Origin of the sequence: Rhodothalassium salexigens DSM 2132 (genome assembly GCF_004341375.1) — a bacterium.
In the GTDB taxonomy this organism is placed as follows: domain Bacteria; phylum Pseudomonadota; class Alphaproteobacteria; order Sphingomonadales; family Rhodothalassiaceae; genus Rhodothalassium; species Rhodothalassium salexigens.
The window spans coordinates 228,759-252,567 of sequence record NZ_SLXO01000003.1; the positions used below are offsets into that span (position 1 = coordinate 228,759).

The following is a 23,809-nucleotide window of genomic DNA, read 5'->3' on the forward strand; positions in this document are numbered from 1 at the left end:
TATCGTCTCGGCTGGTAACGATTTTTCGGACAAGGACGGGAGACGGCATGAGCCATGTGATCGTGGTCGGCGCGGGCATGGGCGGGCTGGCGGCGGCGGCCGACCTGGCGGCGCGCGGCGCGCGGGTGACGCTGGTGGAGAAGGCGCCGGCGCCCGGGGGCAAGATGCGCCGGCTCGACCCGGGCGGCGGCGAGACCGCGGCGGCGGGGGCTGTGGGCAATGACGGCATCGACGCCGGCCCCACGGTGTTCACCATGCGCTGGGTGTTCGAGGGCCTGTTCGACGACGCCGGCGCGTCGTTCGAGCGCTATGTGAGCGCGCGACCGGCCGACATTCTGGCCCGTCATGCCTGGGACGATGGCGGCCGGCTCGACCTGTTCGCCGACCTCGACCGTTCGGCCGCCGCCGTCGAGGCCTTCGCCGGTCCAGAAGATGCCGCAGGCTTCCGCGCCTTCGCCGCCCGCAGCGCCGAGATCGCCGCCACCCTGACGCCCCCGTTCATGGCCGCCGAGCGCCCGGGGCCGCTGTCGCTGGTGCGCCGGGTCGGCTTCGACCGGTTGGGCGCCATGCTGCGCATCGACCCGTTTTCGACCCTGTGGGGCGCCTTGGGGCGGTATTTCTCCGACCCGCGGTTGCGCCAATTGTTCGGCCGCTACGCGACTTATGTGGGCTCGTCGCCGTTCGAGGGCCCGGCGACCCTGATGCTGATCGCCCAGGTGGAACAAGAGGGCGTGTGGCTGGTCGACGGCGGCATGCACGCTCTGGCCCGGGCGGTGGAGCGACTCGGCCGCGACCGGGGCGCCGTCTATCGCTATGGCAGCGGTGTGGCGCGGATTGTGGTCGAGGGCGGTCGCGCCGTGGGCGTCGAGTTGGACAGCGGCGAGCGGCTGACCGGCGACGCGGTGGTGTTCAACGGCGACGTGTCGGCCCTGGCTGGCGGTTTGCTGGGCGCGTCGGCACGCCCGGCCGCGCGCGCGGTGCCGGCGCGTGCGCGCGGGCTGTCGGCGATCACCTGGGCGACCCGTGCGCACACCGACGGCTTCGACCTGCACCGCCACAATGTGTTTTTCTCCGCCGACTATGCCGACGAATTCGACGCCGTGTTCAAACGCCGCGACATCACCCGCCGGCCCACGGTCTATGTGTGCGCCCAAGATCGCGGTGAGGGTCGGGAGGGGAAGCGGGGCGAGGAGCGCGGTGCCGAGCGGCTGCTGTTGCTGGTCAACGCGCCGCCCGACGGCGACCGGGGCGAGCTGGCGCCCGCCATGCTGGACCATGCCGAGCGCGAAGCGTGGGAGTTGATGGCGGCGTGCGGGCTGCGCCTCGACCGCCCCGATGCGGCGCCCACCGTGCGCACCACGCCGGCGGGGTTCGAGCGGCTGTTCCCGGCCACCGGCGGCGGGCTTTACGGGCGCCGGGTGCAGGGCAGCCTGGGCACCTTCAAACGCGCCGGGGCGGTCACGCGCCTGCCCGGGCTTTATTGCTGCGGCGGGTCGGTGCACCCGGGCCCGGGCGTGCCCATGGCGGCGCTGTCCGGGCGCATCGCTGCGGCCCGGGCGCTCGACGATCTGGCCGCCCGGCGCCGCGGCGTGGTCGCGCTCGACACGCCGTTCGGTCGGCTCGGCGGCTGAGCCGGGCGGCGGCGTCGCTTCGGGCCTTTGGGACCGCTCGGTCAGGCCGCGCGGTCCTGGGCCACCGCTGCGGCCGGCTCGACGCTGCGCGGCGCGGCTTGGGCCTCGGCGGCCTTTTCAGCACGCCGGCGCTTGATGTCGCGGTCCATGACGATCCATTCGCGGATCAAGAAGGCGATCAGGGCGCCCTTGAGCACGAACAGTTCGGCGAAGAAGATCCAGTTTGCGGGCATGGGAGACCTCCAATTTCGGGAACTGTCACCCTAACACACAAGCTGGCGGCGCGTCTGCGGGGGCCTATCGTCGCTGCTGGCGCAGGCGTTCGTGGCGCGCCTGGCGGTCGAACAGGGTCAGCACCCAGCCCAGATTGTCGTCGATGACCTGCTGACTTTCCGGCGTCGGCGGCGTGGCGACCACGGCGTCGATGAACGGTTCGGCCTCGGGCAGGCACAGCGCGTCGCTGCCTGGCTGGGGTCGGCGCGCGGCCCAGCCGGCGCGCGCGATCAGCGCCAGCTTGCGCCGGCCGGTGACCACCGCGCGGCTGCTGATCGAATCGCAGCCCTGGTCGCGGATCACCCGGCCGATATCGGCATAGATGTAGCGCGCGGCGTAGATCGAGCTGCGGCAGTCCTTGGGCAGGGCGTCGATGCCCGGTTCGGCGCGGGCGTAGAGCCGGTCGGCCTCGGCGAGCAGGCGTTCGACCACGCTTGCCAGCCCTGGCCCCATGGTCGGTCGGGCGAGCCAGGCGTCCACGTCGAGCCCGGCCTCGGCGAACCAGGTGCGCGGCAGGTAGAGTCGGCCGGCATTGGCGTCTTCGCCCACGTCGCGGGCGATGTTGGTCAACTGCATGGCGATGCCCAGGTCGCAGGCGCGGGCCAGGGCGGCGCGGTCGCGCACGCCCATCAGCACCGCCATCATCACGCCCACCGTGCCGGCGACGCGCACGCCATAGGCGCGCACGTCGGACAGGGTTTCATAATCGCGGCCCTGGGTGTCCCAGGCGAAGCCGTCGAACAGCCACTCGAAGGTGACCTTGGGGATCGAGTGTTGGACCACGGTGTCGGCCAGCGCCCGGTCGACCGGTTGGTCGAGCGGGTCGCCGGCATAGGCGCGGTCGAGCCGCTCGTGCAGCCGTTCGAGCGCGCCCCGACCGTCGACGGCGTGGTCGACGCCGTCGTCGGCGAGCCGGCAGAAGGCATAGACCACGGTCGCCGCCTGGCGCAGCCGGTCGGGCAGCAACTGGGCGGCGGCGTGGAACGACTTGGACCCCTCACGCAGCATCACCCGGCAGCGGGCATGGTCCGCCGGCCGGGAATGCCGGGTCTCAAGCAAAGGTGTTGGCATCGGGGACGACCTCGTCGAGCACACGGGCGGACGACACCACGCCGGGCAGGCCGGCACCGGGATGGGTGCCGGCGCCGACCAGGAACAGATTGTCGACCTCTTCGCTCTTGTTGTGCGGGCGGAACCAGGCGCTTTGCAACAGGCTCGGCGCCAGCCCGAAGGCCGCGCCCTTCTCCGACAGCAGCGTGTCCTGGAAATAGGGCGGGGTGATCATGTGCGAACTGACCACATGCCGGCCCAGGTCGGGCAACAGCGTCTCCGACAGCGCCTGTTCGATCTTGGCGCGATAGGGCTCGGCGGCGGTCTCCCAGTCGATATCGGCGTCCAGGTGCGGCACCGGCGACAGCACATAGAAGGCGTCGCAGCCCTCGGGCGCCAGCGACGGGTCGGTGGCGGTCGGCCGGTGCAGATAGAGGCTGAAATCGTCCGGCAGGTCCTTGGCCTGGAAAATCTCGTCGACCAGGGCGCGATAGCGCGGGCCGAGCAGGATGGTGTGATGCTCCACATCCTCGTAGCGCTTGTCGGTGCCGAAGTACCAGACCATCAAGCTCATGGAATAGCGCGACCGGTCGAGCCGCTTGTCGGTCCAGCGCTTGCGATAGCGCGCCGGCAGCAGGCGCCGGTAGGTGGCGGCACTGTCGGCGTTCGACACCACCACGTCGGCGGCGATGGTCTCGCCCGAGGCCAGCCGCACGCCCGAGACCTTGCCCTGGTCGACGGTGATCTCGTCGACGGTGGCCTGGAAGCGCACCTCATTGCCCTGGCCGCGGATCAGGTCGACCAGCCCTTCGGCGAGCTTGCCGGTGCCGCCCATGGCGAAGTGGACGCCCCATTCGTGCTCCAGATAGCCGATCAGATTGTAGACGGCGGTGGTGCTGAACGGGTTGCCGCCCACCAACAGCGGGTGGAAGCTGAACACCGTGCGCAGATACTCGCTCTTGAAGTACTGCGAGACCGAGCCGTAGACGCTGCGATAGCCGCCCAAGCGGACCAGATCGGGCGCGACCTTGATCATGTCGGTGAAGCGGCCGAACGAGGCGTGCCCCAGTTCGGTGAAGCCGATGTCGAACACTTCCTTGCTGTACTTCATGAAGCGGTCGTAGCCGGCGACATCGTCGGGATTGAACTTGGCCACCTCCTGGCGCATCAGGTCGGTCTTGCCGGTATAGTCGAAATGCTTGCCGTCGTGGAATTGGATGCGGAAGAACGGCTGGATCTCGCGCAGCTCCACATGGTCGGCCATGCGCTTGCCGCACATCTCCCACAGCTCTTCAAACAGGAACGGCGCGGTGACGATGGTCGGCCCGGCGTCGAACACGAAGCCATCCTGCTTGAACACATAGGCGCGGCCGCCCGGCGCATCGAGATGCTCCAGCAGGGTCACCCGATAGCCGCGCGCGCCGAGCCGCACGGCGGCGGCCAGACCGCCGAAGCCGGCGCCGATCACCACCGCGTGCGGGGCCTTGCCGCCGGTGAGGTCCTGGGAACTGGGGGTCGGGGTCTGCAACATGGTCCGCCTCGTTAGCTGTCGTTGTGGTTATTCAGGGAATCGGTCAATCATGGTCGGCGTCGTCGCCGACCAGCTTGCGGCGCACCCGCTGGATCACGCCCGCCGCGATCAGGATCACCACCGGGATCGCCAGCCCGGTGGCCACGTCCGGGTTGATCGGCGCACCGGCCTTTTCCGCCGCCTTGGCGGCATAGCCCACCAAGCCGACCACGTAATAGGTGATCGCGGCCACCGACAGACCTTCGACCGTCTGTTGCAGGCGCAATTGCAGCTTGGCGCGCCGGCTCATGGTCTCCAGCAGAAGCTGGTTTTGGGCCTGGCGATCGATGTCGACCCGGGTGGACAAAAGCTGGGTGGCGCGCGCCGCTCGCACCGATAGCGAATCCTGGCGCTCGGCGACCGCACGGCAGGTTGCCACGGCCGGCGCCAGCCGGCGTTCGGTGAACTCGCGCAGGTGCTGGACGCCCGGGTAGCGCTGTTCGCGCAACTCCTCGATGCGCGCATTGACCAACTGGTAATAGGCTTCCGCCGCGCTGAAGCGATAGGCGCTGCTGGCATGGCCCTTCTCGATCCCGCCCTGAAGGCGGGTCAGCCGGTCGAGTAGCTTGGGCTCGTCTTCCTGGGCGGCGGTCTCCATCTCGAAGGTGATGTCGATCAGTTCCTGTTCGAGCGCGCGCAGGGTAGGCAATTGGCGCCGGGCGATGGGTAGCGCCATGAGCGCCAGCAGGCGGTAGGTGTCGATCTCGAACAGGCGCTGCAGCATGCGCCCGGCGCGGCGCTCCGACAGCCCGCGATTGATCACCAGCAAACGGCCGAAGCGGTCGCCGTGGATGCGGAAATCGGTCAGGGCGACCGCCTCGCCGTCGCCGATCTGCGAGCCGAGCAGCACATTGCCGTTAAAGAAGCGCGCCGCGAGCGTGTCGGTCTCGTTGGGAATGTCGCCGGGGTGGACGAGCGCGGCGTGGGTGGCCACCAGCAACTCCCCGGGCAGGTTCTCCAGCCAGTCCTTGGGCAGCATGTTCACCGCCGGGTCGGCGAACGGGTCTTCGCCGGCGCCCGGTGCGATGATGGTATAGCGGGTGAATTCGGTATGGCGCTCCCACTTCAGCCGGAACCGGCCGAAGTCGGCGAAATAGTGGTTGGCGCCGGGTCGCGGTGGCAGCGCCTCGAAGCGCTCGGCCAGATCGGCGAGCGGCTGCCAGTCGCGCTCGTCCAGCGACCAGTCGGTGTAGAACGCGATGTAGGTGATGCGCGACGGCGTGCCCATGGGCTCGAACGGCCGGGCGTGGACCTCGTCGTTGAGCTGGTGGCGGTGGGGGTGATCGTCGGGAAGGGAGACGCGGACCATGGTCACACAACCGTCCGGCCGGACACGCCGAGCCCCGGCACGGCCGGACCCAGCGGGTGGCGGACGCTCGAAACGCGGAACGGCGGCATGGGGTGTCCTCGACAGAAAGGGCAGCAAACCGGCGCCCATGGGGAGCGCCGCGCCACCAGACAATACCCGTTGACGTGGAAAAGTGTAAACTAAGATTTACGCCCGTGCGCGGGCTGCGGATGGGGGGCGGGCGCCGGTCGGTGGCGGTCGGGGCGCGCCGGTGGCCCGGTAGCCGGCGGATGCGGGGCCTCAGCCGGCCGTGTCGGGTGCGTCCTTTTGCCCGCCGACGGTCGCCAGCGTCTCGGCGATCAGGTCGGCGGCCGCCTGCGGGGCCTCCTCATGCGCCAAATGGCCCAGATCCGGCCACTGGACGATCCGGGCATGGGCCAGCCGTTCGGCCACCGCCTCGGCCTCGGCCGGTGGGACGGCGGTGTCGCCGGTGCCGACCACCAGGGTCACCGGACAGGCCAGTTTGCCCATCTGCCGGCCCAGGGGCGCCAGATCCCAATTGGCCATCATCGCCAGCGTCGCGGAGACATGGCCCGACCGGCGCATGAGCCGCCGGTAGCAGTCGAGCCCGCGCGCGTCGATGGTCGAGCCGGTCTGTTCGATCAGCCGGCGGATCGCTTTTTCGTCGCTGGCCCGGAACGCGGCGATCGCCGGGATCACCGGGTTGAGCGCCAGCATCTTGGCGAGCGGCGAGAAGAACTGGCTGGCCTCACCGCGGAACGGAAACAGCGCGCTGTTGAAGCCGATCAGCGCCCGTGGCGCGAACGCCTCGCCGCCGTCGAGGATCGCGCGCATCAAGATCGCGGTGCCGGCGGAATGGCCGACCGCCACGCAGGGGTGCACGTCGAGCGCGCGGGCCAGGGCGCGCACCGCCACCGCCATGCCGGCCAGGCCCAGCCGGCCGCGCGGCGGCGTTTCGGTGAAGCCGTGACCGGGCAGGTCGGGGACGATGACGGTGGCGGTCCGGGCCAGGATCGGCGCCACGTCGCGCCAGGAATGGCTGGCCGCGCCGGTGCCGTGGATCAGCAGCACCACCGGCGCGCCGCTGCCGACCGGCGGCCCCATCACCTGCACGTGCCAGGCAAGCCCGTCGGCTTCGACGAAGCGGCTGGCCTCGCGGTTGGGCCAGTCGGCGCCGTCGCGCCCCCACAAGGGTTTGTCGAACGCCGGTAGCATCCCCGCGCCCTAACCGTCGGCGTCGGCGGGCGTGCGGGCACGCACCGCGGTCGACAGCGCGCGCGCGTCGGCGGCCGGCAGCGGCAGATACTCCGCGCCCATGGCCGCGGCCACCTCGCGCGCCAGGGCCTTGCCGCGCATCCGGCCGCGTTCCGAGGTGTCGACGAACAGCGCCTGAACGCCGGCGGCGCGCATCGCCTGGGCGGATTTCAACGCGTCTTCCTTGGCCTGCGCCCGCCCGGCCGCGCCGGCGCGGTCGATGTTGGCACCGCCGTCGGACAGCACCACGACGATCGGCCGCCGGCCGCGTCGGCGCTCGCCCTCGGCGACGCCCAGGGCGGCGTCGAGGCCCAGCGCCAGCGGCGTGCCGCCGCCGCCCGGCAGCGCCGACAGCGAGCGCTTGGCGCGCGCCGACGAGCGCGTCGGCGGCAACAGCACGTCGGCCTTGGTGCCGCGGAAGGCGACCAGCGCCACCTCGTCGCGGCGCACATAGCAGTCGGCGAGCAGAATCTCGACCGCGCCCTTGGCCTCGGCAAGCCGTGCCAGGGCCGCCGAGCCCGAGGCGTCGACCACGAAGATGCTGGTGGTCTCGGCGCGCTGCTTGAACTTGGTGATTCGGAAATCGTCGGCGCGCACCTGCACGCCGTCATGGGCGACCTGGCCCTGGGCGCGGCGCAGCGGCTGCCAGGGCGCTGCCGAGCGCAGGGTCTCGATCACGTTGAGCCGCTCGCCGCCGCCGGGCATGCCGCGCCGGGTGCCGGTGGGCCGGCCGCGCCGGGCGCCGGCGATCTTCTTCTGCTTGCCCTTGGCGCTGCGATTGGCGGCCCGGGCGCCCTGGCCGGCGATCAGCCGGTTGAGCAGGTCCTGCGGGATTGCCGCTTGCGCCGCGTCGACCATGCGGTCCTCTTCGCCGGCATTGTCGGCCAGGTCGTCGCGGTCGGTGTCGGCCTCTGGCTCGTCCGGCTGGTCGGGCAGGTCGGGCGGCGTTTCGGGCTCATCGGTTTGCGCGTCGTCTTCGGGCGGCGGCGGGGGTTGTTGCTCGTCGTCGTCTTGCTGTTGCGGCGGCGCCGGCAGCGCGCGCGCCCGGTGCGACAGCACCAGCCGGGCGGCCAGCAGGGCGTCGTCTTCGTCGACCTCGCGCCGGCCGTCGAGCGCGGCCGAGGCACAGGCGGCGCGCACCGCCAGCAACTCGGCCCGGATCGAGCCGATGGCAAGCGCCGCAGCGGTCCGGCACAGCGCCTCCACATGGGGGTCGCCGATGGTTACCTTGGGCAGCCGCTGGCGCGCGGCGGCCACTTCCTCGGCCAGGAACAGCGCCGGCAAGTCGTCGTCGTGGCGCAACCCTTCGAGGGTCAGCGAGAACGCCAGCCGGTCGAGCAGCGCCGCCGGCGGGCCGTCTTCGTCGGTGTCCGATTCGTCGAGCGCGATCAGCCCGAAACGGGTGTCGAACTGGCGGGTCAGGCCGTCGCGTTCGAGGGTCACCGCGCCCCGGTCCATGGTCTGGGTGATCCGCGCGGCGGTTTCGGTGGCCATGCGCTCGGCCATGGTGGCCACCAGCACGCCGCCGTCGGCCTCGGCCAGCAGCCCCTTGGCGACCATCGGTCGGCCGGCTTCAAGGGTCGCGGTCAGGTCGAGCCCGCCGAGCAGCCGCGACTCAGGTGCCGATACCGGAACCCAGCGAAACGGCCGGCCGGGGCCCATCATCTCTTTCATCAGGTCGAGCCAGCGGTGGCGTACCGGGCTCGGCCACGCCTTGATGTGCACGCCGCCGAGCCCGGCCGGGTCGACGGCGATCAAGGCGGCGATCATCGCCGCGTCGGTCCAGACGGCGGCGCGCGCCTCGGCGGCGTCGTCGCCCGCCGCGGCCATCGCTGCGGCGTCTGGCGCGTCGGTCGCCGGCGCGTTGGAGGCGTTGGCCATGGGCTCAGCCCACCGCTTGCGCGGACCCCGGGGCGCCGGCGGCGGCGGGGCCGAGCACGGTGTCGATGGCCCGGCCGACGCGCGCGCCCGAGCCGGTTTCGTCCAGCGGGTCGCGGCGCAGGCGGTGGGCCAGCGCCATCGGCGCCACCCGACGCAGATGGTCGAGGGTCACCGCCGGCGCGGCGTCGAGGGCGGCGAGCGCGCGGCTGGTGCGGATCAGGGTCAACTCGCCGCGCAGGCCGTCGGTGCCCAGTTCCATGCACAATTCGGCCGCCTTGGCGAGCACCTCGTCGGGCACCTGGACCGAGCCGATATGGCCCTGGGCTGCGACGATGCGCGCGCGCAGCGCCTTTTCCTCGTCGGCCCACCGATCGAGGAACGCTTCGGGGTCGCGTTCGAACGCGTCGCGCCGGCGCACCACCTCGACCCGGGTGGCGATCTCGCCCGGCGTGCCCACCTCGACCGACAGGCCGAAGCGGTCGAGCATCTGCGGGCGCAGGTCGCCTTCTTCGGGGTTGCCGCTGCCGATCAGCACGAACTTGGACGGGTGGCGCACCGACAGGCCCTCGCGCTCGACCACCGTCTCGCCCGACGCGGCGGCGTCGAGCAGCAGGTCGACGATATGGTCTTCAAGCAGGTTGACCTCGTCGATGTACAGAAAACCGCGGTTGGCGCGCGCCAGCAGGCCCGGCTCGAACGCCTTCTCGCCCTTGGTGAGCGCGCGTTCCAGGTCGAGCGCGCCGACCACCCGGTCTTCGGTGACGCCGAGCGGCAGGTCGACCACCGGCACCGGCTTCATGTGGCTCTTGACCTCGCTCTGGTCGCCTTCGGGGCGCGGACAGCCTTCGCCGCACGGGCCCGAGCCTTTCGCCGGGTCGCAGCCATAGGGGCAGCCCTCGGTGACGCGGACCTCGGGCAGCAGCCGGGCCAGCGCGCGCACGGCGGTGGACTTGCCGGTGCCCCGGTCGCCCAGGATCAGCACCCCGCCCACGGCCGGGTCGACGGCGGCGATCATCAGGGCTTGGGTCATCTCTTGCTGCCCGACCAGGGCGGAAAACGGAAATGTCGGCTTCATGATTGCCCTTCGAACTTGGCTGGCACGGCGATACGCGAGGGTCATAGCATTAAGGGTGAACCCGGCGCCAAGTCCAGAGCGCAAAACCGCCGCCGGGCCGGTTGCCGGTCGCGGCTTCGGCTGCGGTGGGCGAGGCGATGTTGTCCGGCCCTCCGGCATGCTATGATCGGTCCCGGAAAGCGACTCTGCGGACCGAAGCAAACCAGCGGAAGGGGCGGCCATGGGTGGACCGGTGCGGACGATCAAGGGACTGGGCCTGGCTCTCGGGTTGGGCGTGGCGGCGAGCCTGTGGCTGGGGGTCGCCCCGGCGGCCGAGGCCGGCGGCGTGGTTCGGATCGGCTATGGATTTGGGACGCCCTGGTGGGGCGGCGGCTATCGCTATGGCTCCTGGTGGCGACCGCAGATCGGGGCTGGTTACTATCATGGCTATGGCTGGCCACGGTATCGCTATCGTCGCGGCGGTGCGGATGCGGCCGAGATCGCGGCGGCGGCGGTGCTGGGCTTGGGGGCGGGGCTGGCGCTGGCCGATCTGGCCGGGCGTGACGACCCGCCGCGCCGGGTGATCGTGCCGCAAGACCGGCCGGTTCGGCGCTCAGCGCCGCGTCCGGGGCCGGTGCCCATGCCGGCGCCGCGGGTCGCTCAGGGCGCCGAGCGCCCGGCTTGGGCGCCCGACAGTTTCCCCGGCGAGCGCTGCTTGGTGGTGCGCGAATACCAGACCGAGATCGTCGTCGCCGGCGAGACCCGGGCGGCCTATGGTGCGGCGTGTCTCAAGCCCGACGGCAGCTGGTTGCGCGGCCCGGCCCAGCCGGTGCCCGACACGCCGTCCTGAGCGTTTTGGCGGTTCTGACAGCAAATCCGGCAAAACGCCGATTCAAAGGGTTGCGCCCCACGAACCGCTGTGGCAAGAGACCGCCACCGCACGCACCGGTGTCTGGCTGGTGCGGCGACCGGGCCGCTGTAGCTCAGTGGTAGAGCGCACCCTTGGTAAGGGTGAGGCCGAGAGTTCAATTCTCTCCAGCGGCACCATTTCTTTCTTCCCCCCCCTTCTCCGCGATCATTACGCGCGCAGCGACGCAAATCAGTCGCCGCGGCGCATGAGCGAACCCTGGCAAAGCGCCGGTCTGCCGCTTTCGTCCCGGGGGCTGTGCGCCTTGCCGCGGTTGGCGATGGCGGCACGGGAGGGACCGGCGGGCTCGGCCACGCCGGGGCGGACATGGGGCCCACCGCTTCGCCACCTCAAGCACAAAAAAACCGGCGACCCCGTCATGGAGCCGCCGGTCGGTAAACCGGTCATGCCGGTGGTCAGTTCATGGCGTCGTCGGTGCGCCGCAGTTCGATTTCCACCCGGCGGTTCTGGGGTTCCAGCACGCCGTCGGCGGTCGGCACCAGCAACTCGGATTCGCCGCGGCCGGCGACGGCGATCTCGCCGGCGTCGAGCCCCATGGCTTCAAGCGCTGCCTTGACCGCGTCGGCGCGGCGCTTGGCCAGGCGGTCATTGTACCAGGCCGGGCCGGTGGTGTCGGTGTGGCCGGTGGCCGAGATCGACGCGACGCCATAGTCGCGATAGGCGTCCACCGCCTCTGCCAGCGTGTCGCGGGCCGAGGCCGACAACTCGGCGCTGTCGAGGGCGAAGAACACCAGGAACGGCGGCGGCAGGTCGGCCGGCGCGATGTCCAGGCGCACGGTGCCGGTGGCGCCTTCGCCGGCGCTGTCGACGATGCGATAGGTGAAGCGGTCGCTGCCCTCGAAGTCGGCCGGCGCGCGGTAGGTGATGGTGCCGTCGGGGTTGCGCCGCACCTGGCCATGGTCGGCCGCGCCGGTGCTGGTGATGCTCAGCCGGTCGCCGTCGGGGTCGCGGTCGTTGCCCAGCACGGCGATGACGATGTCCTGGCCGGCCTTGCCCGAGACCCGGTCGTCCACGGCGGTGGGGGCGCGGTTGGGCGCCACCGGCGCCGCGGCGGGCTTGGGCGCCGGCTTGGTGGTCCCGCCACCGAACTGCCATTGCAGGCCGACGAAGGCGGTGTGGGCTTCATAGTCGGTCTTGACGCTGCCGGCGTTGCGCAGCGACAGGCGCACATTCGGCACCACATGATAGCGATAGCCCACCTGCAGGCGCAGATGGTCGGTCAGATAGCTTTCCAGGCCGGCGATGCCCTGCATGGCGAAGCGGGCGTCCTGATCGTCGTCGAGGATCGCCTGGCTCTGGCTGCTCAGCCGCATGGAATCATAGTCGACCACCGAGACGCCGATGCCGCCGCCGACGAACGGCTGGACCGGAAAGTCGATGTCCGGCGAGTAAAGCGCGTTGCCCATGACGCTGACGGTCTTGGTGGTGGCGCTGACCAGATTGCGGTCGCCGGCACCGAGCACGCCGGCGCCCTGGCTGACCAGCAGGCTGTCCAGGTCGTTGTCGCGGTAGGAGAACTCGGCCTCGAATCGGACGCCCTGGCCGAACAGGTCGACCTCGCGGCCGAACACGCCGCCGATCATATAGCCGGCGTCGGCATTCGGCCGGGCGAGAAAATTGCTGTCCTGGCCAACGAAGGTTTCGTCGGTCTGCACGTTCACGCCGCCGATTACGCCGATATAGGGGCCATTATCCCGATCGACCTCGGTTTCCTGAGCCAGGGCCGCCGGGCCCAGGGCGAGTGCGGCGGCGGAAAGAAGAAGTGCACCGCGTGACGTCATGGTCGTTCCCTCATCATCGTTGGCCGGTCTCGCCCCGGTGAGGCAAGCTTGACCAGATCGTAAGTGGTTACCGGTCGCATTGTCGAGCGGTGAACACGCTTAACGGGCATGGCGTCGACGATCCGACCGGTTTCAACCTTATGAACATCTCCGGATAGGGCGAGAAAAAGACATTGGCGTGTCTATTTTTTTGCAATCGGGTGGGCGAGCGCCGGGGATGAGGGAGCCTTTGGGGGATCGCCGGGCTTGCACGCCGGTTGGTTGCGATCAGGTCTCGATCAGCCCATGGGTGCGCAAGGCGGCCAGCAGCGTCGCCAGGGCGGCGCGGCATTCGGCATCGACCGTGGTGCCGCCGTCGGGGTCGGCAATCGCCCCCTGGCGCGCGCCGATCACCTGGTGGCCGTCGATTTCCAGACCGGTGGCCGCCAACGAGCCGATGACCCAGGCACCATCGCGATAGACCGCCGGTAGCGCCCGATCGGCAAGCCACAGGGCGAGACCTTCGACCGGCGCAATGAACCGCCAGCCCCCGGTCGTGAACACGGCCAGCGCGTCTGCGCGGCCGGCCCATTCGCCGGTGGCCGGCGCGGCGACAAGCCAGGTCTGTCCGGGCGTCGGGGCGGCCGGCGGAGCGGCCAGGTCGGCGCTCTCGGCGCTGGCATGGACCAGTGCGTCGAGCAGCACCAGGGCCTCGTTGTGGGTGATTTCCTTCTGCGCCTGGGCGGTTTGCAACAGCGGCAGGACAAGGCGCGACGTCGTTTCGGTCATGGTCGTCTCCGGAAGCGGACGCGGGGGCGTATCGGATGTTCGCTGGAAGGCTTATCGGTGGGCCGGCCGGGTGGCGACGGACGGTCAGAGGGTGGCGCTGCGCGACCGGCCGCGGCCGACAGCGGCGCTGATCTGGGCCACCCGCACGGTCACCGTCGGCGGCGGCGTGCCGAAGTCGGCGCCCTGTTGGGCGGCGGTGTAGATGGCATCGGGCGCGCTGACGTTGAGCGTCCGCACGATGGTGCCATCGGGCCCCAGGATGTCCACCGCATAGGCTTCGCGTTCCTCGCCCAACGGTACGTCGGTGCCGTCGAGCCAGTCGCCGGCCACGCGCGTGCGGCGGATCCAGCGCAGGGACAGATCGCCCGTGGCATTTCGACGGCCGGTCAGATGCACCGGCGACAGCGGTCGGAGCGCCCGGGCTTCGGGCGTGAGGGGGATCGCATCGACCGCTTCGGCCGAACCGCCGACGCTGACCGCCTTGACCAGCACCGGCCGCCCGCGCTGGCCCGAGGGCACGCCGAGGCGGATGAAGTCGCCCGGGCTGATCAGCACGAAGCGGCTGCCGGCGGGGTGCCCGCCGGTTGGGATCGCGCTGCCCAGCCGGCCGCGCAACAGGCCGTCGAGGCGAAGGGTGTCGTCGCCGACCGGCAGGGCGGTGCGAAACTGGATCACCTCGTCGCCCACCAGGGCCAGATTGGCCCCGTTCAAGACCGCCAGAGCGGATCGGCTCACCAGCGTCTGACCGGGGCGGGTCAACCGGACGGTCAGCGTGTGGCACTCATCCCACAGATCGGCGGGGCCGGCGGCGAGGGCGGCGAGGGTGTCGCCCATGACCGCGGCGATGCCGGTTGCGCCGGCCGAGATGTAACTGTCGCCCTGGTCGGTGGACCAGAATACCCGGCCGCCGCGCCAGCCGGTGGCGGCTCCGGTGAGCGCGGCGAACAGGTCGAAGCGACCGGGCGTGTCGGCTTGGCCCGGCAGCAGCGGCAGGTCGAGCACGGCCCAGCGGGTTTCCCCCACGGGCGCCACGGTCTGACCGGGAAAACGGCCGGTGTCGGCGGGCGGGGGTGCGAGCGCCGTCGACGCGGTTCCGCCGCCGCGGCCGTCGAGCGCCACCAGGCCCGGGCCAATCGTCAGCCGGTCGACGATGATGTCCTGGCCGGGGACCGCCGCCGGGTGGTCGGTCAATTGCAGCCGGTCGCCCGGTTCGAGCGCGGCGAGGCTCATCGGCCCGACCAGCCGCATCCGATCGTCGTTGGACCAGATCCGTTGCAGCCGCCGCCCGGCCAGGGCCTTGGCTTGATTGGCCGCCAGGGTCATCGGCAGGTCGAGCGTCTCGCGCCGGCCGCCGGCACCGGGCCGTCGGCCGGCGCGTTGCAGGCCCGGTTGATAGTCGCGTGCCGGATCGGCATAGCGTACCGCCACTTCGCGCGGGCGGCGGGCGAGGTTGGCGCGGGTCCGCTGCAGCACCCCGTCGGGCGCGTCGCCGGCCGGCCGCGCATCCAGCCGATCGCGGCTGAGGCCAAGGTCCGCCTCGGTGCTTGGCAGGCGCAGGCGCAAGCCGCCGCCGCGGGTCGCGACCCGAACCGGCGCCAGGTCGAACAGCCCGGCCAGCCCGTCGCGCGCCGGCCGGTCGCCGGGCACGAACAAGCCCGGCACGGTCGGCATCCCGGCATCCTCGCCGTCGAGCGGCACGCCGACCCGGGCGCTGAGGTCGGCGGCGATCTCGGTCAGGGTTGGCGCCTCGCTCTCCGCGATCACCTCGAAGGTCAGGTTGGGGATACGGTTGCCGAAGTCGCCGAGCGCCAGATCCTCGAACACCGCATAGGCCAGGCCGCGAAAGGCCGGCGTGGCGTCGAGCCCCTCATGGGCCTGGATCAGCGCGTCGGGGGCTTGGTCTTCGGTGCCCCGGTGGAGCCGCCAGCGCCCCGGCACGTCGAGCGCGCCGCCGGCCTCGCGGATCAGCCGGCCGTCGGCCCAGATGCGGCCCACGTCGACGATCGCCCGACCGGCCAGCGCGACCGCGAACGAGGCCGAATAGACATAGGTCACATTGGTCACGCTCTGAGACCGGCCGCCCTTGCCGCCCACCTCTTCGGTGGTTTCCTCGCGCCGTTCGATCAGGCCGGTGGACCAGATCACGTTCCCGGCCGCTCGCCAGCGCCCGTAGATCAGCGGGATCGGGCTGCCGAGCGCGGAGCTCTGGACCGACAGGTCTTCGAGCCGCGGGCCTTCGCGCACCAGGCTTGGCGAGGGTGCGAGCGCGCGGGCGGCGGCGAAGGCGGCCGTGGACACCGCGGCCTGTGCCACGGCGAGCAGTACCAGTGAGGCCATGGCGTCAGACCCCGGGGAAGCGATAGGCGGCGGTCAGTGCCTCGGCCCAGTCGGGCGACAGCCGGTGTTCGACCACGCGCCCCACCTGGCCCCAGGCGTGGATCATGCCGCGCCCGGTCCTCAGCGCCACGTGGCGCGGCCAGCGGTCGAGCGTAAACACCAGCACGTCGCCCGGCACCGCCTCGGCCGGGTCCACCGGGTGCAGTCCGGCGGCCGCCAGCGCGGTTTCCAGCAATGTGCCGCGCGGAATGCGGCCATAGTCGCGGCGGTCGCGGGGGCGGAAGCCGGCGGCCCGGGCGGCAATGACGATCACGCCGATGCAGTCGAGCCCGAGGCCCGGTTCGCGGCCCTGGTGGCGGAACGGGGTGCCGAGGCAGGTGCGCGCGCCGGCGATCAGGCGCCGGGCCAACGGCGTCTGCCTTCTTCTCAAAGCGGTCTCGGCCATGCTAGCTCGTTTTCAGGGGTTTCAAGGAAACGACCACCGGGTCACAGACGAAAGGGGGGCGCTGCCATGGATCGGACCACGCTGGCGATCTACATCCAGGAACTGAATTCCCAGTGCGGCTTCACCCGCGCCGCGCTGGAGGTCTACAATCAGTCGGGGCGCCAGGAGGCCCAGGTGGGCGTGTTGTTCGCCGCCCAGGCGGCGGTCACCGCGGCGTCGCAGGTGGCGTCGATCCTGTGGCCGAGCCGGGCGCGGTCGCGGCGGCGCGGCGAGGTGCTGCGCGAGGCGCTCGGCCTGCCCGAGAAGCACCCGCTCGGCGACCGGCGGTTCGCGGAACTGTGGGACAATGCCGACGAAAAGATGGACCGCTGGGTCGATACCCACCGTCACGGCCAGGCGGTGTTCGACGCCATCACGCCGTTGGAAAAGCTGACCGCTGCCGGGGTCACCGAGGACGATCTGTTTCGCGCCCTCGACCCCAAGACCGGGCGGTTCTATTTTCGCGGTCAGGGGTACGATCTGAATGCCCTGTCGCGCAGCATCGCCGATGTGGCCGACCGGGTGGCGCGCCTTGCCCAGCAACTGGACTTGGAAGCCCGGGCTGCCCAACAACAGGCGGCGCAACAGGCTGACGAGGACGACGCACAGGACGACGCAGCGGGTGGGGCGACCGGCGGATCGCAGGGCGCCTGACGCTGCCCGGCCTCCAGCGCGCTCAGCCGCTCGACGGCGGCCGGCCGGGATATTCCAGCAGCGCGTCGATGCCGGGAACGAACGGTTCGCCGCGAAAATTCTCCACATTGTCGAACCGGGTCCGGCAGGTGACCAGCCGCTTGTCGCAGCCGGCCTGGATCTCGAACCGGTCGCCGGCGGCGATGGCATGGGGCAGCGCCATGAACAGCTCGACCCGGGCGCCGGCCTGGGTGGCGACATCCATGGCCAGGCCGGCATTGGCCCCGGTCCAGAAGCGCACCCGGCCCGCGTCGGCCCAGCCGGCGGGACGCGGTGTTTCCCAGGTGAACCAGTCGCGCCCGCCGCCGCCGGCGCTTGCCACCCGGCCCTGAACGGTCCAGGCGCGCAACGCGATGGTGCAGCGCTTGTCGCCCAGATCGGCCCGGCATTCGGGCGAGTAAGCCTCGCCCACCGGGTTTTCGAGCGCCTGGGCGACGCTGCGCAGCTCGGCTTGAAACCGGCCCTGGGCATTCACCACGTCGCCGATGCTGCCCACGAACAGCGGCACTTGCCCCAAGTCCGGTGCCGACCAGTCGACCAGGAACAACGCCACGGTGGCGTCTTCGAACCGGCCTTCGGCCAGGTCGGCCGCGTCCAGGCCGCCGAGCCCCAACACCCCCTCGGCGCTGAACGAGCCGACGCTCAAATCGCCGGGGTCGGTGGCGGCACTGGCGCTGAAGCCGCCGCGGGCGCGATAGGCCAGCCCGTCGATGGCCAGGTCGCGGTCGTGACTGGTGAAGCCGAGGCGCGCGCCGTCGGTGCGGTCGACCCGCCAGCACAGCGCCAGCCGGGTCACCGGGTCGCCGAGCCGGGCGCGCAAGCCCGCCGGGATCGGGCGCATCAGGCGGCGTCCTCGTCGCGCACCTCGACCAGGCGGATGCTGTCGACCATGCCGGCGCGCATGTCGGCCAGGCTGAGGCTCAAGCGGTCGTCGGCGAAGCGCACCGGCACGTCGAAATCGAAACCGGCGGTGATCCGGTCGCCGGGCGCCGGCGGGGTGTCGAAGTCCAGCCAGCCGGTCGCGGGGTCGACCTGCCAGCCGTCGGGGCGCTCGACGCCGGCGACCGCCACGCGCACGCTGCCGGCCACCGGTTTGGTGATCCGGCGCACCTGTTCGACCCCGGCGGCGGTGTAGCGCTTGACCAGGGCGAAGCGGGTGGTCTGGCCGTCGCCGGTGGCGATCACCTGATCGAGCGGCGTCGGCGCCAGATCGGTGGGGCCGGAGCGCCAGTCGGTCCAGTCCTGGAAGCGGAAGGCGAAGGCCCGGCCCTGACGCGCCCGGAAAAAGGCCAGCAGCGCGGCCAGGTCCGCTTCGGCGCGGATCGCCGGGGCCAGGTCATACTCCGAGCGGGACTGCGCCCAGTTGACGTTGCGTTGTTCGTAGCCCGAGGCGGTCTCGATCACGTCGGTGGAGAAGGCCGGCCCGCCGCTCGACCCGAAGCTGATGGTGGCGGGCAGGCGGACATCGTGAAAGCCCTGCATGGCATCCTCTTGAGGGGTTTGGGGGCTGGCGAAGCGCACATAGCCGTCACGCGCGACCTGCGATTGCGCCCACACGAACACCCGGTCATAGCCCTCTGAAAGCGCCAGATCGGCGGCCCGGTCGATGGCCGCCCACTGGTCGCGGTCTTCCGGTCGTAGCACGAAGCCGGCGAAATAGTCGCTGTCGCGCCGGTCATAGCCCAGGTCGGCCAGCGCCCGGTCGAGCCCGCGCTGGCGCGCCCACCAGTCGGAACGGGTGACGTGGGTATAGTCTTCCAGTTGCAGCCGGTCGAAGGCGGGGGCGGCCCAGCCGGCCGGCAGGTTGATCCGGGCCAGCATCGGCGCCGTCTCGTCGAGCACCTGCGGGGTGTAGAACAGCATCAGGATCTGGGCGCCGGGATGGGCCGCGCGCACCCGGTCGCCGAGCGCGTTGGTGGCCTCGGCCAGTTTGGCGCCGAGCCAGTCCAGATAGTGCGCCTGATCGGCGGTCGGGATTTCGGTGACCAGACGGTGGCGCGGTTCGGGCACCGGCCGGCCGGTCTCGGCGCTATAGGCTTGCCTGGCGCTGGCGTCGTAGATCGCCGGCCGGCGCACGCCGCCGAGCCCCGACCACCACCAGGGCTCGCCGATCTGGGCGCGCACCGGCGCACCGGCGGCGGCCTGGAGCGCGCTGAACGCCAGCATCACGTCGCCCACATAGGTCATGGCGTCGGCGTTGGCCGGTGACAGCAGCGTCGAGGGCGGGTCCCAGCCGGTCAGCGCGCGGCTGCCGTCATAGGCGCGCTGGGCCCACGCCCTTGGCGCATGGGCGTCGAACAGCTCGAACGATACCGAGGCGATGGTCTCAAGGCCCAAGCCCTGGGCGCGGGCGAACAGATCGGCGAACCAGGCTTGCGCGGGCTGGTTCAAGGGCCGCGCGGGGTCGACCAGGAAACGGCCTTCGCCGGCGTCCCAGGCGAGCTGGAAATAGTGGCTCATGCCCACATAGATGTTGAGCGCCCCGCGATAGCCCAGGTGCAGACCGTCGCGCAGCAGCCGCTCGGGCGTCTGGGACAGCACATCGTCATAGCCGGTGGCGAGCGCCAGCCCATGGGGCTTGACGCCCGTGTCGCCGAGCGCCAGCGTCCGCCGCGTCCCGCTGACCGCGATCTCTGACAGCGTCAGCGTGGCGTCGGCGGGGGCGGGCAGCGGGCCGTCGTCGCCCGGGTCGTAGCCCGGCGGCACGGCACTGATGAACAGCCGGTCGATGCGGCGCGGGTCCACCGGGTCGGCCTGGTCGGGCAGCACAAAGCCGCCGGCCAGATGGTCCATGTCCAGCGTCACCCACGCGTCGGTGGGCGTGCCGTCGGCATAGTTCCACAGCCGCACATACCAGGTGCGCGGGGCGCCGGCGGCGTCCCGGCCTTCGATGGTCAGGGTCGGCCCGAACACCGCGTCGAGCCCGCGCAGGCCGGTGGACCGCCAGCGAAAGCGCAAGGTCAGGCCCGAATAATCGCGCGCCGTCTCATAGGCGAGAAGCGGATGGTCGAGGCGATCCTCGGACCACCAGATCAGGCCCGCCAGGTCGCTGCGGCGGTAGAAAACGCAGCGCAGCACCAGCGTGTCGGCGCCTTCGGTGACCAGGCTGGCCATCATCGGGCGCGGGAAATTGACGGTCCAGAACGCCGGGTCGAAGCGGTGGCAGAAGGTCCGCGCGCGCTGATCTTCGGCCTTGGCGAGCCAGTACATCGGCGGCGCTCCTAGCGGTCGCGTTCGGCCTTGAGGAGCGCGCGGCGCACCTCCTGGGCCACCTGCGCGCCCGAGCGGCGCAGCGCATCGGCGCCGGTGACGCCGGTCACCTGGACCACGATCGGCGGCAGCGGCCGCGGCCCGGCGGCGCTCAGGGCCGCCGGCGGGACCACCTGGCCCGCGGTCGCCGGGACGATCAGTTCCGGGCCGCGCTCGCCGACCCAATAGGGCCGGTTGGGGGCGATGGGTCCGCCGTCGGCCCGACCGCCGATGCCGAACAAGCCGCCGAGCAGCGACGACAGAAGGCCCCCACCCCCGAAGCTACCCCCGAAACCGCCCCCGAACAGGCCGCCCAAGCCGTCGCGTGCGAACAGCCGGTCGAACACCCCGCCGAGGCTGTCGAGCGCCGATTGCGCGATCGCGTCAAGGGTGCTGGCCGCCACGCTGCGCAGGTCCTCGAAGCCGAGCCGGCCGGTCTGCAACGTCCGGCCGAGCACGCCTTCCAGTTCGTCCATGGCGACGGCACCGGCCCGGCCCAGATCGACCAGCGCCGCTTCGGCGCTGTTGGCAAGACCGCTGAGGTCGCGGCTGCTGGCGGCGCTGGCCTCGCTCAGATGCTGGTTGGCGGCGGCGCTCAGGCTGTCCAGCGTGCTTGAGGCCCGGGCGTCGAGCCCGGCGAGCGTCTGGTCCAGACCGGCGATGGCGCGGTCCACGGGCGCTAAGTCGGCGCGCACGGTGACCAACAGGCCGTCCAGTTCGATGGTCATGCAGGGGCTCCCACACAGATTGGGTCAGCGGTCGGGAAAGCGGCGGATAAGGGCGCGCAGTTCGGCCCGGCCCATGGGGTGCCGGGCCGGGCCGCCGCTGCCCGCCCCAGCGATCAGCGCCAGGGCTGCGGCCAGTTCGCGCGGCGTGGCGGCCCAGAACACCGCCGGCGGCCAGCCGAGCCGGACCGCCGCCAGCGCGGCGAGCCCGGCCCAGTCCCAGCCGTCTCCCGCGCGGTCCGCCGCGCCCGCCGGCGCGCCATCGGGGTCGGGCGCGCCCGTGGCGCTGTGGGTCATGGCCGCTCGCCACCGGGGTGCGGCCCGCCCAGGATCTGTTCCATCAGCGCGCGGAAGGCGGCCAGGGCTGCGGTCATGCCGGTTTCCAGGATCAGCGCGCCGAAGCCGTCGGGCTCGGGGGCGACGGGGTCGGCGGCGCGGGCGCAGTGGTGGAACAACACCGCCAGCGCCGCCACCGTCACGCCGTCCTCGCTCGCCCGGCGGGCCAGGGCGATCAGCGGGCCGAGGGCGGCTTCGGCGGCCACCAGCGCCTCGAAACTGGGGCGCAGCACATGGGCGTGCCCGCGCGCATCGGTGAAGGTCACGTCGCCGCGATAGGGATTGGCCGGGCCGGACGGGGTGGTCGGGCCAGACGGGGCGGTCATGGCGTCGTCCCGGCGCTAAAGGCCACGGGGCCCGAGCTTTCCAGCTGAACGGTATAGCTGCGTTCGCCGTCATGGTCGCCGGCATAGGCGAGCGCGGTGACCAGGAACCGGCCTTCGAAGCTATCGCCATTGGCGAACACCAGTTGATAGCTGGCCAGCCGGCCGTCGAGGGCGTTCTGGCGCACGCGCGTTTCGGCGCTGGCGTCCATGAACACCCCGGCGGCCGAGACCGACAGGCTGCGCACGCCGGCCCGGCCCAGCAATTCGCGCCAGCCGCCCGAGCCCTTGTGGGTGATGTCGACGCTGCCGGCGTTGACGGTCATCGACGTGCTCCGCAGCCCGGCCAGGGTGGTGTAGTTTTCCGGGCTGCTGCCGTCGCCGGCCTTGAGCAGGAAGCCGGCGCCTGATTCTGCGGTCATGGGGGCAGCACTCCTTATCGCATCAGGGGGTCAGGGAAGACGGGTCGAGGGTGGTGACCTCGACGCGCAGGATGGTCTGGACCAGGCGCTCGGCCGGGTCGGTCACGGTCTCGTGCAGCAACGGGCGCACCGCGATGCAGTCCTGGCCGTCGATCTCCAGCGGCGCTTCGGTCATCAGCGCCAGGATGCGGTCGGCGGCGATCTTGGTGCGCGCCTGGCCGCGATGGTCGGCGTGGACGATCAGGTCGAGCCGGTGGCGCGCGCCGCGTTCGGTCTTGGTCGACCAGTCGACGACGCCGCTGCGCCCCAGCGCCACATAGGGCAGGCGCGCGCCCGGCGGCGGCTGGTCGTGGACGCCGCAGACCAGCCCCGCCAGCACCGGGTCGCCGGCCAGCCGGGCGATCACCGCCTTCTGCACCGCCAAGGCCCCGGTCATCGGGGGGGCTCGGCGACGGTTCCGTGGCGCGTGCGCCCGCTGTCGGCGCGCGCGGCGACCACGGGCCGAAGCCCCTGGCTGGCCGCCTGTTCGACCGCCGGGCTCAGGAACGGGTCGGCGCCTTGGCGCGCGGTGCCGAATTCCACGAACACCGCATGGGCGGCGCCGGCGGCGACCGTCCAGGCCAGCGGGTCGCGGGTCGGCCCGGCGTCGATCGAGCCGGCCAGTATGCTCGGGCCCGGGCGGTCGGGGGCGCGGTTGGCCCGCACCCGGGCGCGGGCGTCGCGGGCCACCGCCCGGCTCAGCCGCGCCAGGACGGCGGACAGGGCCGGCGTCAGCCCGGCGCGTGCCTGCGCCTGGCGGCGGCTTTGAAGGGCGTCAAGGGGCGCTGTCATGGGGCGCAGATCTCCTCGGCATCGATGGCCAGCCACAGCCGGCGGCCGGTGGGGTCGAGCACGGCGCGCAGGTCGAGCACATGGCCCGGCGCGGTCAGCCGGTCGCCGGGTGCGGGATGGGGGTCGGTGAACCGGCAGCGCACGGTCCAGGGGCGGACCAGGCAAGGCCGGCCGGCGCGCACGGTCTCGCTCGCACGGCCGGGCTCGGCGCTGATCCACAGCGGGCCCTGGGGCGCGTAGCTCAGCGCCCGGCCGCCGGCCGTGTCGTCCTCGGCCACCGCCTTCAGCCAGGTGGCGCGCACATGCAGCCGGCCGGGGTCGCGCACCGACCGGTCGGCGGACCGGCTCACAGCCCGATCATCCGATAGCCGGCGACCAGCGCGCGGGCGCCCGGCGGCAGCGCGGTGTCGCCGTCGCGGCGGTCGTACCAGTGGGCGACGGTCATCACGATGGCACCGCGCAGGTCGTCGGGCACCTGGTTCCAACCGGCGCCGTAGCCGGCGGTGAAGGTCAGGGTGACCGCCCCGGCGGGGCCTTGCGGCGCCGGCAGGGCGGAGGCGCGCACCGGGGTCAGCAGCCCCGGCTCGGCGTCGGTGTCGACGTGGTAAAGGGCTGGGTCCACCGGTTGCTCGGTGCCCTGGGCGTCGGTGACGGTCACCGCGTCGACCGCGATCAGCGGCGGCCGGGGCAGCCGCACCGCGCCGAGGGGCCACTGGCCGAGGCGCAGGCGGAAGCGCTGTTCGATCAACGCCCGGCGCAGGTGGCGTTCGAGCGCCTCGGTCGCTTGGGCGATCAGCGGTTCCAACCCGGCGATGGCGTCGGCGTCTTCGAGGCGCAGATGGGCCGCCACCGCCTGGGTGGCCACGGCGGGGGCGGCCGGCGCGTCGATGCGCTTGAGCGAGGCTCTCAT

The 23,809-nt window shown here is 71.9% G+C and carries 24 protein-coding genes and 1 tRNA gene; 4 read left to right on the plus strand and 21 right to left on the minus strand.

What is annotated here, in order from left to right:
- Positions 1–47: 47 nt before the first annotated feature.
- Positions 48–1,631 (plus strand): 1-hydroxycarotenoid 3,4-desaturase CrtD, encoded by a 1,584-nt coding sequence (crtD, locus tag EV659_RS05630; protein WP_132707876.1) that lies wholly within the window; start codon positions 48–50, stop codon positions 1,629–1,631.
- A 41-nt stretch (positions 1,632–1,672) separates the two neighbouring features.
- Here crtD and EV659_RS05635 read toward each other — a convergent pair whose 3' ends face one another.
- The 7 genes from EV659_RS05635 to bchI form a co-directional block, all read right to left on the minus strand.
- Positions 1,673–1,864, minus strand: a complete 192-nt coding sequence (locus EV659_RS05635) for a hypothetical protein (RefSeq protein WP_132707877.1) — start codon at positions 1,862–1,864, stop codon at positions 1,673–1,675.
- 64 nt (positions 1,865–1,928) lie between these two features.
- The gene (locus EV659_RS05640; RefSeq protein ID WP_132707878.1) at positions 1,929–2,975 is read right to left on the minus strand and encodes a phytoene/squalene synthase family protein; all 1,047 of its coding nucleotides are present in this window, start codon (positions 2,973–2,975) and stop codon (positions 1,929–1,931) included.
- Entirely contained in the window at positions 2,956–4,485 is a 1,530-nt protein-coding gene (locus EV659_RS05645) for a phytoene desaturase (protein WP_132707879.1), read from the minus strand. Before EV659_RS05645 ends, EV659_RS05640 begins: the two co-directional genes overlap by 20 nt.
- A 43-nt stretch (positions 4,486–4,528) precedes the next feature.
- Complete coding sequence (locus EV659_RS05650) at positions 4,529–5,833, minus strand: DUF3422 family protein (protein ID WP_165878747.1); 1,305 nt, start codon at positions 5,831–5,833, stop codon at positions 4,529–4,531.
- A 279-nt stretch (positions 5,834–6,112) separates the two neighbouring features.
- Positions 6,113–7,048, minus strand: coding sequence for an alpha/beta fold hydrolase BchO (gene bchO / locus EV659_RS05655; RefSeq protein WP_132707881.1), 936 nt, complete (start codon positions 7,046–7,048; stop codon positions 6,113–6,115).
- A gap of 9 nt (positions 7,049–7,057) precedes the next feature.
- On the minus strand, positions 7,058–8,968 hold the full coding sequence (locus EV659_RS05660; RefSeq protein ID WP_200287949.1) for a magnesium chelatase subunit D: 1,911 nt from the start codon (positions 8,966–8,968) through the stop codon (positions 7,058–7,060).
- 4 nt (positions 8,969–8,972) lie between these two features.
- Positions 8,973–10,043, minus strand: coding sequence for a magnesium chelatase ATPase subunit I (gene bchI / locus EV659_RS05665; RefSeq protein ID WP_132707882.1), 1,071 nt, complete (start codon positions 10,041–10,043; stop codon positions 8,973–8,975).
- Positions 10,044–10,263: 220 nt separating this feature from the next.
- Between bchI and EV659_RS05670 the strand changes: the two genes are divergently transcribed.
- Together EV659_RS05670 and EV659_RS05675 are read left to right on the plus strand one after the other, a co-directional pair.
- Entirely contained in the window at positions 10,264–10,872 is a 609-nt protein-coding gene (locus tag EV659_RS05670; RefSeq protein WP_132707883.1) for a hypothetical protein, read from the plus strand.
- Between the two features lie 122 nt (positions 10,873–10,994).
- Positions 10,995–11,069, plus strand: a tRNA-Thr gene (locus EV659_RS05675).
- Between the two features lie 276 nt (positions 11,070–11,345).
- Here EV659_RS05675 and EV659_RS14650 read toward each other — a convergent pair.
- From EV659_RS14650 to EV659_RS05695, 4 genes are all read right to left on the minus strand, one after another.
- Positions 11,346–12,731, minus strand: coding sequence for an Ig-like domain-containing protein (locus EV659_RS14650; RefSeq protein WP_165878748.1), 1,386 nt, complete (start codon positions 12,729–12,731; stop codon positions 11,346–11,348).
- Between the two features lie 267 nt (positions 12,732–12,998).
- Entirely contained in the window at positions 12,999–13,499 is a 501-nt protein-coding gene (locus tag EV659_RS05685) for a DUF2793 domain-containing protein (protein ID WP_132707884.1), read from the minus strand.
- An 84-nt stretch (positions 13,500–13,583) separates the two neighbouring features.
- Positions 13,584–15,836: a phage tail protein gene (locus tag EV659_RS05690; protein ID WP_132707885.1), complete on the minus strand. Its 2,253-nt coding sequence runs from the start codon at positions 15,834–15,836 to the stop codon at positions 13,584–13,586.
- A 4-nt stretch (positions 15,837–15,840) separates the two neighbouring features.
- Positions 15,841–16,281: an NlpC/P60 family protein gene (locus tag EV659_RS05695; RefSeq protein WP_132707886.1), complete on the minus strand. Its 441-nt coding sequence runs from the start codon at positions 16,279–16,281 to the stop codon at positions 15,841–15,843.
- 66 nt (positions 16,282–16,347) lie between these two features.
- Here EV659_RS05695 and EV659_RS05700 point away from each other — a divergent pair, with 66 nt between their 5' ends.
- Positions 16,348–16,974 carry a hypothetical protein gene (locus EV659_RS05700; RefSeq protein WP_132707887.1) on the plus strand — a complete coding sequence of 209 codons (627 nt, stop codon included), beginning with the start codon at positions 16,348–16,350 and terminating at the stop codon, positions 16,972–16,974.
- A 22-nt stretch (positions 16,975–16,996) separates the two neighbouring features.
- Here EV659_RS05700 and EV659_RS05705 read toward each other — a convergent pair whose 3' ends face one another.
- From EV659_RS05705 to EV659_RS05750, 10 genes are read right to left on the minus strand one after another with little or no spacing between them, the layout of a single operon-like run.
- Positions 16,997–17,854, minus strand: a complete 858-nt coding sequence (locus tag EV659_RS05705; protein ID WP_132707888.1) for a DUF2163 domain-containing protein — start codon at positions 17,852–17,854, stop codon at positions 16,997–16,999.
- Positions 17,854–20,223 (minus strand): DUF2460 domain-containing protein, encoded by a 2,370-nt coding sequence (locus tag EV659_RS05710; RefSeq protein ID WP_132707889.1) that lies wholly within the window; start codon positions 20,221–20,223, stop codon positions 17,854–17,856. The genes EV659_RS05705 and EV659_RS05710 overlap by 1 nt, the downstream gene beginning before the upstream one ends.
- A gap of 11 nt (positions 20,224–20,234) precedes the next feature.
- Positions 20,235–20,990 carry a hypothetical protein gene (locus EV659_RS05715; protein WP_207894058.1) on the minus strand — a complete coding sequence of 252 codons (756 nt, stop codon included), beginning with the start codon at positions 20,988–20,990 and terminating at the stop codon, positions 20,235–20,237.
- Positions 20,991–21,014: 24 nt separating this feature from the next.
- A complete protein-coding gene (locus EV659_RS05720; RefSeq protein ID WP_132707890.1) occupies positions 21,015–21,284 on the minus strand; it encodes a phage tail assembly chaperone in 270 nt (89 codons plus the stop codon).
- Entirely contained in the window at positions 21,281–21,649 is a 369-nt protein-coding gene (locus EV659_RS05725; protein WP_132707891.1) for a GTA-gp10 family protein, read from the minus strand. Before EV659_RS05725 ends, EV659_RS05720 begins: the two co-directional genes overlap by 4 nt.
- Positions 21,646–22,068 carry a phage major tail protein, TP901-1 family gene (locus tag EV659_RS05730; RefSeq protein WP_132707892.1) on the minus strand — a complete coding sequence of 141 codons (423 nt, stop codon included), beginning with the start codon at positions 22,066–22,068 and terminating at the stop codon, positions 21,646–21,648. Before EV659_RS05730 ends, EV659_RS05725 begins: the two co-directional genes overlap by 4 nt.
- Positions 22,069–22,090: 22 nt before the next feature.
- The gene (locus EV659_RS05735; RefSeq protein WP_132707893.1) at positions 22,091–22,504 is read right to left on the minus strand and encodes a DUF3168 domain-containing protein; all 414 of its coding nucleotides are present in this window, start codon (positions 22,502–22,504) and stop codon (positions 22,091–22,093) included.
- Complete coding sequence (locus tag EV659_RS05740; protein ID WP_132707894.1) at positions 22,501–22,899, minus strand: HK97-gp10 family putative phage morphogenesis protein; 399 nt, start codon at positions 22,897–22,899, stop codon at positions 22,501–22,503. Before EV659_RS05740 ends, EV659_RS05735 begins: the two co-directional genes overlap by 4 nt.
- Positions 22,896–23,249, minus strand: a complete 354-nt coding sequence (locus EV659_RS05745) for a head-tail adaptor protein (protein ID WP_165878749.1) — start codon at positions 23,247–23,249, stop codon at positions 22,896–22,898. Before EV659_RS05745 ends, EV659_RS05740 begins: the two co-directional genes overlap by 4 nt.
- The gene (locus EV659_RS05750; RefSeq protein WP_132707896.1) at positions 23,246–23,809 is read right to left on the minus strand and encodes a head-tail connector protein; all 564 of its coding nucleotides are present in this window, start codon (positions 23,807–23,809) and stop codon (positions 23,246–23,248) included. Before EV659_RS05750 ends, EV659_RS05745 begins: the two co-directional genes overlap by 4 nt.